The following is a 1,212-nucleotide window of genomic DNA, read 5'->3' on the forward strand; positions in this document are numbered from 1 at the left end:
CCGGGGGCATTGGGCAGCGGCACGGCGAGAGTCGGCGCAGTGGGGGAGGGGGCGGAGGGCGAGGGCGCACTGGCGGTGGGCGCGGCGGGGGAGGTCGCCTCGGCGGTCGGCACAGTGACGGAGGCGGCCGGTGGTGCGGGGTTGCGGTGGGACTCCGGGCCGCCGAGGGCCGTGGTCAGGCCGAACGCGAGGGCCGCGACCACCACGACGGTGCCTCCCGCGAGGGCGGAGTGCCGACGGCGCCGACGGGAAGTCGCCCGGCGGCGGACCTCCGCGCCCGTCGTGGGCGCGGGGGCTGCGGCGTTTTCGGCCAGCTCGCGCAGGGCGGAGGACAGGTCATCAGCCACGGTCTTCCTCCTTCTCCTCGCCACTCCCGCCCACTACACCGACCTCGCTCGCCGGCAGCAGCTTGGCGAGGGTTGCCCGGCCGCGCGACAGGCGGGCCTTGACCGTACCGGTCGGTGCGCCGGTCTCGGAGGCTACCTGTTCCACACTGAGGTCACACAGGTGGTGCAGCACTATCGCCAGGCGCTGCGGCTCTGGGAGTTGTCGCAGCGCCGAGACGAGGGCGACGTGCTCGGGATCGGGTCCTGGGGCGTGATCGGGTAGCGGGGCGCGGCGTACCAGCTCCAGCCACCGCCGGGCCCGCCGCCAGTGGCTGACCGCGAGACGCATCGCGACGGTGCGGATCCAGGCTTCGGGGGCCTCGGTGGCGAGGAAGTCACGCCGCCGGTCCCAGGCACGTACGAAGGCTTCCTGGACGACGTCCTGGGCCTGGCCGTGGTCACCGGTGAAGGAGTACACCTGGCCGACGACCCGTGGGAACGCCGACGCGTAGAACGCGTCGAACTCGTCCTCCGTCATACCGCCCCCATCGGTCCCAAAACTTTTTCCGATCCGCATGCAACCCGGTGACTCCTGGCCTGCGTACAGGTCGTGTACAGCGAAGAACACCACACAGGGGGCTCTGTTGACCAGGGGAAACAACGTAATCAGGAAGGCGGCGGCCGCGGCCGTCCTCGGTGCGCTGCTGCTCGCGTCCACGGCATGCGAGGCGAGCGGGGCCGACGGATCGGGCGACTCCACGCCCTCGGGCCGGCCGAGCGCGACCAGCTCGCCGAAGACGGGCGAGACGCCTTCGGCGACGCCCGGTGCCGGCTCGGCGAAGCCCAGCGGTGGTTCGGCGAAGCCCGGTGGCGGTTCGGGCAACAC

At 72.7% G+C, this 1,212-nt stretch carries 1 protein-coding gene and 1 pseudogene; both read right to left on the bottom strand.

Going from position 1 to position 1,212, the window contains the following annotated elements:
• Positions 1 to 347, bottom strand: a pseudogene (locus ACIQ5Y_RS39855) (hypothetical protein); the annotation flags it as partial.
• The gene (locus ACIQ5Y_RS39860) at positions 340 to 864 is read right to left on the bottom strand and encodes a SigE family RNA polymerase sigma factor (RefSeq protein ID WP_403892489.1); all 525 of its coding nucleotides are present in this window, start codon (positions 862 to 864) and stop codon (positions 340 to 342) included. The pseudogene ACIQ5Y_RS39855 and the gene ACIQ5Y_RS39860, both read right to left, overlap by 8 nt.
• Positions 865 to 1,212 lie beyond the last annotated feature (348 nt).

This window comes from Streptomyces sp. NPDC096339 (genome assembly GCF_044762985.1).
GTDB lineage: Bacteria > Actinomycetota > Actinomycetes > Streptomycetales > Streptomycetaceae > Streptomyces.